The organism is Kitasatospora sp. NPDC059088 (genome assembly GCF_042738155.1).
In the GTDB taxonomy this organism is placed as follows: domain Bacteria; phylum Actinomycetota; class Actinomycetes; order Streptomycetales; family Streptomycetaceae; genus Kitasatospora.
Genome location: NZ_JBHYGR010000043.1, coordinates 16,364 through 24,367, shown reverse-complemented (window position 1 = coordinate 24,367; position 8,004 = coordinate 16,364). Strand labels below are relative to the sequence as shown.

General features: G+C 74.9%; 3 protein-coding genes and 1 pseudogene. 3 read left to right on the top strand and 1 reads right to left on the bottom strand.

Going from position 1 to position 8,004, the window contains the following annotated elements:
- Window positions 1-76: 76 nt before the first annotated feature.
- Window positions 77-3,518: pseudogene (gene smc, locus ACFWXO_RS20600) on the top strand (chromosome segregation protein SMC); the annotation flags it as partial.
- 239 nt (window positions 3,519-3,757) lie between these two features.
- Window positions 3,758-4,978, top strand: a complete 1,221-nt coding sequence (gene ftsY, locus ACFWXO_RS20595) for a signal recognition particle-docking protein FtsY (RefSeq protein ID WP_375891757.1) — start codon at window positions 3,758-3,760, stop codon at window positions 4,976-4,978.
- A gap of 132 nt (window positions 4,979-5,110) precedes the next feature.
- Here ftsY and ACFWXO_RS20590 read toward each other — a convergent pair whose 3' ends face one another.
- Complete coding sequence (locus ACFWXO_RS20590) at window positions 5,111-5,788, bottom strand: bifunctional DNA primase/polymerase (RefSeq protein ID WP_375891758.1); 678 nt, start codon at window positions 5,786-5,788, stop codon at window positions 5,111-5,113.
- Window positions 5,789-6,383: 595 nt separating this feature from the next.
- On the opposite strand from ACFWXO_RS20590, the gene ACFWXO_RS20585 reads away from it, so the two are divergent.
- Entirely contained in the window at window positions 6,384-7,880 is a 1,497-nt protein-coding gene (locus ACFWXO_RS20585) for a hypothetical protein (RefSeq protein ID WP_375891824.1), read from the top strand.
- Window positions 7,881-8,004: the final 124 nt, after the last annotated feature.

The following is an 8,004-nucleotide window of genomic DNA, read 5'->3' as shown; positions in this document are numbered from 1 at the left end:
GGGGGGGGGGGGGGGGGGGGGGGCGCTGGGCGGGGGGCGTGTGTCTTGTGCAGGTCTCCCTGGGCGGCGCGCCGGGGGGGCGCCCCCGGGGGGCCCGCGCCGAGGTCAGCCTCACCATCGACAACGCCGACGGCGCCCTGCCGATCGACTACGCCGAGGTGACGATCACCCGGACCATGTTCCGCAACGGCGGCAGCGAGTACGCGCTCAACGGCGAGACCTGCCGCCTGCTGGACATCCAGGAACTGCTCTCCGACTCCGGCATCGGCCGCGAGATGCACGTCATCGTCGGGCAGGGCCGGCTCGACTCCGTCCTGCACGCCGACCCGATGGGCCGGCGCGCCTTCATCGAGGAGGCGGCCGGCGTCCTCAAGCACCGCAAGCGCAAGGAGAAGGCGCTGCGGAAGCTGGACGCGATGCAGGCCAACCTCAACCGGGTCCAGGACCTGGTCGCCGAACTGCGCCGCCAGCTCGGCCCGCTCGGCAAGCAGGCCAGGGTCGCCCGCCGGGCCGCCGGCATCCAGGCGGACCTGCGCGACGCCCGGCTGCGGCTGCTCGCCGACGACCTGCTGGCCCTGCGCCGGGCCGTCGAGGCCGAGGTCGCCGACGAGTTGGCCCTGCGGCTGCGCCGGACCACCGTCGAACAGGAACTGGCCCGGGCGGTGCAGCGCGAACGCGTGCTGGAGGCGCAGGTCCAGCAGCTCGGGCCGGGCCTGGAGGCCGCCCGGCAGACCTGGTACCGGCTCTCCGCGCTCGCCGAACGCACCCGCGGCACGATCGGACTGGCCGAGGCCCGGGCCCGGCACGCCGTCGCCGGGGGCACGGTCGAGGAACGCCGCGGCCGGGACCCGGAGGAGCTGGAGCGGGAGGCCGAACGGGTCCGCGAGGAGGAGGCCGCACTCGCCGAGGCACTGGAGGAGGCCCAGTACGCGCTGGCCGAGGCGGTCGAGCACAAGAGCGGACTCGAATCCGCGCTGGCCGCCGAGGAACGCCGGCTGCGGGACGCCACCCGGGCCATCGCCGACCGCCGGGAGGGCCTGGCCCGGCTCCAGGGGCAGGCCGCCGCCGCCCGATCCCGGGCCGGTTCGGCGCAGGCCGAACTCGGCCGGCTCACCGAGGCCGGGGACGAGGCCCTGCTGCGCGCCGGGGCCGCCCAGGGCGAACTGGACGAGCTCCAGCAGCAGGTGGACGGCTCGGCCGTCGAGGACGGACGGGCCGAGGACGGCTACCGGCGGGCCCGGGCCCGGCTGGCCGAGGTCGAACGGGAGCTGGCGGCGGCCCGGGAGGCGGCCGGAGCCGCCGAACGCGAGCGGGCCGCGCTGACCGCGCGGCACGAGGCGCTCTCGCTCGGACTGCGCCGCAAGGACGGCACCGGCGCGCTGCTGGACGCGGGGGAGCGACTGGCCGGCGTGCTCGGCCCGGCCGCCGCGCTGCTGCGGATCGAACCCGGCCACGAGGTGCCGCTCGCCGCCGCGCTCGGCGCGGCCGCCGACGCCGTGGCGGTCGACTCGCCCGGCGCCGCCGCCGGGGCGCTGCGACTGCTGCGCGCCCAGGACGCCGGGCGGGCCGCACTGTTGGTCGCCGGTGCCGCCGAACTGCCCCGGACCGAGGGCGAGTTGCCCGAAGGAGTCCGCTGGGCCGCCGAACTGGTCGACGGGCCGCCCGAGTTGCTCGCCGCCGTGCACAACCGGCTGGCCGGGGTGGCCGTGGTCGCCGACCTGGACCAGGCGCTGCGCCTGGTCGCCGAACGCCCCGGACTGTCCGCCGTCACCGCCGAGGGCGACCGGCTGGGCGCCGGCTTCGCCCAGGGCGGCTCCGCCGGCGCGCCCAGCGAGCTGGAGACCCGGGCGGCGGTGGACCGGGCCGCCCGGGCGATCACGGAGGTCGACCTGCGCTGCGCCGAGTCGGCCGGGCGGCTGGCCGAACTCACCGCACTGCGCGCCGAGTCGGCCGCCGAACTGGAGCGGCTCGGCGAACGGCGACGGCAGGCCGAGCAGGAACGGGCCCGGGTGGCGGGCTCGCTCGGCCGGCTCGGCGGGCAGGCCCGGGCCGCCGCCGGGGAGGCCGAACGGCTCTCGGCCGCCGCCGCGCGGGCCGAACAGGGCCTGGCCGAACTGCTCGCCGCCGCCGAGGAACTGGCCGAACGGCTGGCCGTCGCCGAGGAACTGGCCGAACGGCTGGCCGTCGCCGAGGAGTCGGCGGACGCGGGGGAGGACGAGCCGGACCGGGCCGAGCAGCAGCGGCTCACCGAGGCCGCCTCGGCCGCCCGGCAGGCCGAACTGGAGGCCCGGCTCTCGGTGCGCACCCACGAGGAGCGGGTCCGCGCCCTGACCGGCCGGGCCGACCAGCTGGACCGGGCCGCCCGCGCCGAGCGCGAGGCGCGCGCCCGGACCGCCGAGCGCTGCCGGCGCGCCGAGCACGACGCCCGGGTGGCGAACGCCGTCGCGGCGGGCGCCCGGCAGCTGCTCGCCTGCCTGGAGGTCTCGCTGGCCCGCGCGGATGCCGGGCGGGCGGCCGTCGAACAGGCGCTCACCGAGCGGGAGCGCGAGCTCCGGGAGCACCGCGAACACGGGCGCGGGCTCAAGGAGGAGCTGGACAAGCTGGTCGACGCCGGGCACCGGGACGAGGTGCTGCGGGCCGAGAAGCGGCTGCGGATCGAGCAGTTGGAGGCCCGCGCGCTGGAGGAGTTCGGCATCGACGGCGGCGAGCTGCTGGCCTCGTACGGGCCGGACCGGCCCGTCCCGCCCTCGGCGGCGGAGGACGGGCAGGAGCCGGGGGAGCCGTACCCGTACGTCCGGGCCGAGCAGGAGAAGCGGCTGCGGGCCGCCGAGAAGGCGTACCAGCAGCTGGGCAAGGTCAACCCGCTGGCGCTGGAGGAGTTCGCCGCGCTGGAGGAGCGCCACACCTTCCTCGGCGAGCAGCTGGACGACCTCAAGCGCGGCCGGCGCGACCTGCTGGACATCGTCCGGGACGTGGACCAGCGGGTCGAGCAGCTGTTCAGCGCCGCCTACCACGACACCGCCGCCCAGTTCGAGGGCGTCTTCGCCCGGCTCTTCCCCGGCGGCGAGGGGCGGCTGGTGCTGACCGACCCGGACGACATGCTCACCACCGGGGTCGAGGTGGAGGCCCGTCCGCCCGGCAAGAAGGTCAAGCGGCTGTCGCTGCTGTCCGGCGGCGAGCGCTCGCTGACCGCGGTGGCCCTGCTGGTGGCGATCTTCAAGGCCCGGCCCAGCCCGTTCTACGTGATGGACGAGGTGGAGGCGGCGCTGGACGAGACCAACCTGCGCCGGCTGGTCGGGATCATGGAGGAGCTCCGGGAGAGCTCCCAGCTGATCGTGATCACCCACCAGAAGCTGACCATGGAGTCCGCCGACGCCCTGTACGGCGTGACCATGAAGGGCGACGGGATCTCCCAGGTGATCAGCCAGCGGCTGCGCGAGGGGCACCGGGAGCGGAAAGCACTCTCGGTGCCTCCCCGGCAGCACGACGAGGCGATCACCTCAGGGCCGATGGTCTGATCCAACGGCCCACGCCGGGGCAGATGCTCCCGGACGACCCGATCACGGATACTGGTCGGGTTGTGACTCCTCCCCCTCGCGCGCGAGGGGGCTTCTCACTCAGCCGCTTGACGACCTCATGACGGCCAAGCCCTGACCGGTGCCGGGTGGCACGCGGCCAGCGTAAGGGAGGCGGCGGCGCCCCGTGCGTCGGTGACCGAAGGATCACTCTGTCGTGGGATCCAGTGAAGGAGATTGATGTGGAATACGTGATCCTTGCCGTAGTCATCGCCGTGGTCGCCGTCGGCGCGATCGCGGGCCTCGTCGTTTCCGGCAGACGACGCCAGCAGCTGCCCCCGAAGTCGCAGGCGCCGGTCATCACGGCGCCGAAGACCACCCCGCAGGAGCCCCAGGTCGGCGAGGAGGCCGCGCCGCCGACCGAGGAGCCCCGCCGTACCGTCGAGGAGGTGCCGCTCCCCGAGGCCGTCGAGCCCGCCGAGGAGGTGGTGGTCGAGGCCCCGGCCGAGGCCGAGGCGGCGCCCGCCGTCGAGGTCCCCGAGCCCACCGCCGGCCGGCTGGTCCGGCTCCGCTCCCGGCTCTCCCGCTCGCAGAACTCGCTGGGCAAGGGCCTGCTCTCGCTGCTCTCCCGCGAGCACCTGGACGAGGACACCTGGGAGGAGATCGAGGAGACCCTGCTCACCGCGGACGTCGGCGTCGCCCCGACCCAGGAGCTGGTCGAGCGGCTGCGCACCCGGGTGAAGGTGCTCGGCACCCGTACCCCCGACGAGCTGCGCGCCCTGCTGCGCGAGGAGCTGGTCGAGCTGGTCGGCAAGGACGCCGACCGCACCGTCCGCTCCACCAAGCACGAGGAGGGCCCGGCCGTGGTCCTGGTCGTCGGCGTCAACGGCGTCGGCAAGACCACCACCACCGGCAAGCTGGCGCGCGTGCTGGTCGCCGACGGCCGCACCGTGGTGCTCGGCGCGGCCGACACCTTCCGCGCCGCCGCCGCGGACCAGCTGCAGACCTGGGGCGAGCGGGTCGGTGCGCGCACCGTGCGCGGCCCGGAGGGCGGCGACCCGGCCTCCATCGCGTTCGACGCGGTCAAGGAGGGCATCGCCGAGGGCGTCGACACGGTGCTGATCGACACCGCCGGCCGGCTGCACACCAAGACCGGCCTGATGGACGAGCTGGGCAAGGTCAAGCGGGTCGTCGAGAAGCACGGCCCGGTGGACGAGGTGCTGCTGGTGCTGGACGCCACCACCGGTCAGAACGGCCTGATCCAGGCCCGGGTGTTCGCCGAGGTGGTGGACATCACCGGCATCGTGCTGACCAAGCTGGACGGCACCGCCAAGGGCGGCATCGTGGTCGCGGTCCAGCGCGAGCTGGGCGTGCCGGTCAAGCTGATCGGTCTGGGCGAGGGCGCGGACGATCTGGCGCCGTTCGAGCCGGGTGCGTTCGTGGACGCGCTGATCGGGGACTGACCGGGACTTCCCGTCGGTCGGGGTCCGCTCCTTCGGGGGCGGGCCCTTTCGCCTGTCCGGGGTCCGGGGAGGCCGGGGGCGGGTGCCGGCGTCCGGCGTCCGGCGTCCGACGTTCGGCGTCCGAGAGGAGTCCTACGAGGCGATCCAGGCGGGCTCGGCGGTGCGCTCGCGGCTGCGGTGGCAGGCGTACGCGAGGGTGCCGAGCAGCAGCCGGGCCTCGGGCGGGCAGCCGGCGTTGTCGCGGGTGGGGCGGCGCAGCCAGCGGACCGGGCCGAGCTCGCCGAGCACGGTGGGCGGGGCGGCGACGTAGCTGCCCTCGCCGTGGCAGGTGAGGTCGAGCGCGGCGTCGTCCCAGCCCATCCGGTACAGCAGGTCGGGCAGTCGGCGGGCGGTGCCGGCGGAGACCAGGAACTGCAGTCGGCCGGTGGGCGGGGCCAGTACCGGGCCGACCTGGGTGCCCATCCGCTCCAGCCGGACCAGGGCCTGGAGGCCGGCCGGCTCGGGGACGTCCAGCACGTCGAAGGCGCGGCCGGTGGGGAACAGCACCGAGCCCTCGGCGTCGGCGGCGTCGGCCGGCCCGGTGGTGCCGGGCACGGGGTGCAGGCCGGGGGCGGCGCAGCGGCGGGAGCCGCAGGGACAGCGGGTCGGGGCGGTGGCGCCGGCGGCCGGTTCGCCGGTGGCGACGGTCCAGCCCCAGCGGCCGGTGTACTCCGCGGCGGCCCGGGACGCGGTGACCTTGGTGCGGCGGCGCGCGCCCAGCGGTGCCAGCCGCAGGTGCCCCAGTCGAAGTTCGCCGAACAGGTTGTCCATGCCTCCCCCAACAGGTTCTCGTTGCCGATGGTTACGGGACGGTGACTGTGTGTTGATTGTCCGGTGTGTGGTGCGTGGTGCGGTGGCGGCGCGCAGCGCTTGGCGTGCGCCTGTTGTGGCGGTGTGCCTCGGGCGCCGCCTTGTGAGGGCGGCGCCGATGCCGGATCGTCGTGTGCGCGGGACGGTTGCCGTCCCGAGTGGGCGCCGAACTCGCCTGGGACTGCGATGGATTGCGGAGTCTGCCGGGTCTGCCGGGGTTGGCCGGGGGACTTGGCGGCCCGCATATGCCGGACCGTCGCGACTACCCAGTCAAGCGTGTGCCCCCGGGGTTCGGTTCACTCCTGGGGGTGGCGAAAGGTGGCGTTTCGCCAGGGGCGCTCCCACGGGTGCCTCACGGGGCACTACGTTCAGCACACGGACGTCGTCGAAGCGCCTGCTCCGAGCCGTCGGGGAACGGGAGTTGGGGATCTGACGGACCGTCCGGGACGATGGCACACCAGTACGACGAGCGGTACCGCGAGGGCAGGACGGGCGGCACCGCGACACCTCAGGCACGGCACGTCTGGCAAGAGCCCGCAACCGTCGGGCGGTCACGATCGGGGGCCCCGCAGGGGCCGGGCGGGATGGGGACGTTCCCATGGCAGAGAAGCAACCCAACGAGAAGCTGACCACGTGGTTCGCCCGCAGCGGCTGGTCCAAGGGTGAGTTGGCCCGCCAGGTCAACCGCCGGGCCCGGCAGATCGGCGCCCACCACGTGTCCACCGACACCTCCCGGGTGCGCCGCTGGCTCGACGGGGAACAGCCGCGCGAGCCGATCCCCAAGATCATGTCCGAGCTGTTCTCGGAGCGCTTCGGCTCGGTGGTCTCGGTCGAGGACCTCGGCCTGCGCGCCGCCGTCCCGGTCTCCACCGTCGGCGGCGGCGTCGACCTGCCGTGGAGCGCCCCGCAGACCGTCCAGCTGATCAGCGACTACTCCCGCAGCGACCTGATGCTCAACCGCCGGGGCTTCCTCGGCACCTCCCTCGCGCTGACCGCCGGCGCCGCGCTGATCGAGCCGATGCAGCGCTGGCTCACGCCCGGCCCGACCGGCGTCCCCACCCCGATCCTCACCGCGGCCAACGGCGGCGAGGCGTTCACCGGCCGGCTCTCCGAGCCGGAGCTGGAACTGCTGGAGCAGACCACGGTCATGTTCCGTCAGTGGGACGCCCAGAACGGCGGCGGGCTGCGCCGCAAGGCCGTGGTCGGCCAGCTCCACGAGGTCACCGACCTGCTGCAGGAGACGTACAGCGAGGACACCACCAAGCGGCTGTTCCGGCTCACCGCCGAACTCGCCCACCTGGCCGGGTGGATGTCGTACGACGTCGGGATGCACCCGAGCGCGCAGAAGTACTACGTGCTGGCGCTGCACGCGGCCAAGGAGGCCGGCGACCGCCCCTTCGGCGCGCTGATCCTCACCGACATGAGCCGCCAGATGATCCACCTCAACCGGGGCGAGGACGCCCTGGAGCTGATCCACCTGGCGCAGTACGGCAGCCGGGACACCGCCACCCCGCGCCAGCAGTCCCTGCTGTACGCGATGGAGGCGCGCGCCTACGCCACCATCGGCGAGATCAACCGCTGCGCCCGGGCGATCCGGCTGTCCGAGGACACCTTCACCGACATCCGTGACGGTGACGGCGACCCGGACTGGCTGAAGTTCTTCTCGCCGGCCGAGCTGAACGCCGAGAACGCCCACTCCTACCGGGACCTCGCGTACCACTCGGACAACGCCCAGCTGTACGCCTCGCTGTCGGCGCCGGTGATGGAGCGCGCGGTCGACCTGTTCCGGCAGGACGACGACCACGTGCGGTCGTACGCCTTCAACCTGATCGGCATGGCCAGCGTGCACCTGCTGCAGCGGGAGGCCGAGGAGGCGGCGAGGTACGCCGAGCAGGCGGTCGACATCGCGACCAAGGTGCGTTCGGAGCGGCTGAACTCCCGGGTGCGAAAGACCACGGAGGCCGCGGCGGCCCGGTTCCAGGGCGTGGACGCGGTGAGCCGGCTCAAGGAGCGGGTGGTCCAGGACATCCCGGAGTTCGTCTCGGTGGTCTGAGCGACTCCGGCGGGGCTCCACCGACCGTGACGGCCGCCGCGGTGCCGGGGGGGGGGGCGTGCGGGGGGGGCCGGGGGGGGGGGTGGGGGGGGTGCGGGGCGGGGGGGGTGGGGGTGCCGGTCGG

Excerpts from the sequence above, each read along its gene's own strand:
- ACFWXO_RS20590 (WP_375891758.1), bottom strand. The coding sequence starts at position 5,788 with ATGGACAACCTGTTCGGCGAACTTCGACTGGGGCACCTGCGGCTGGCA.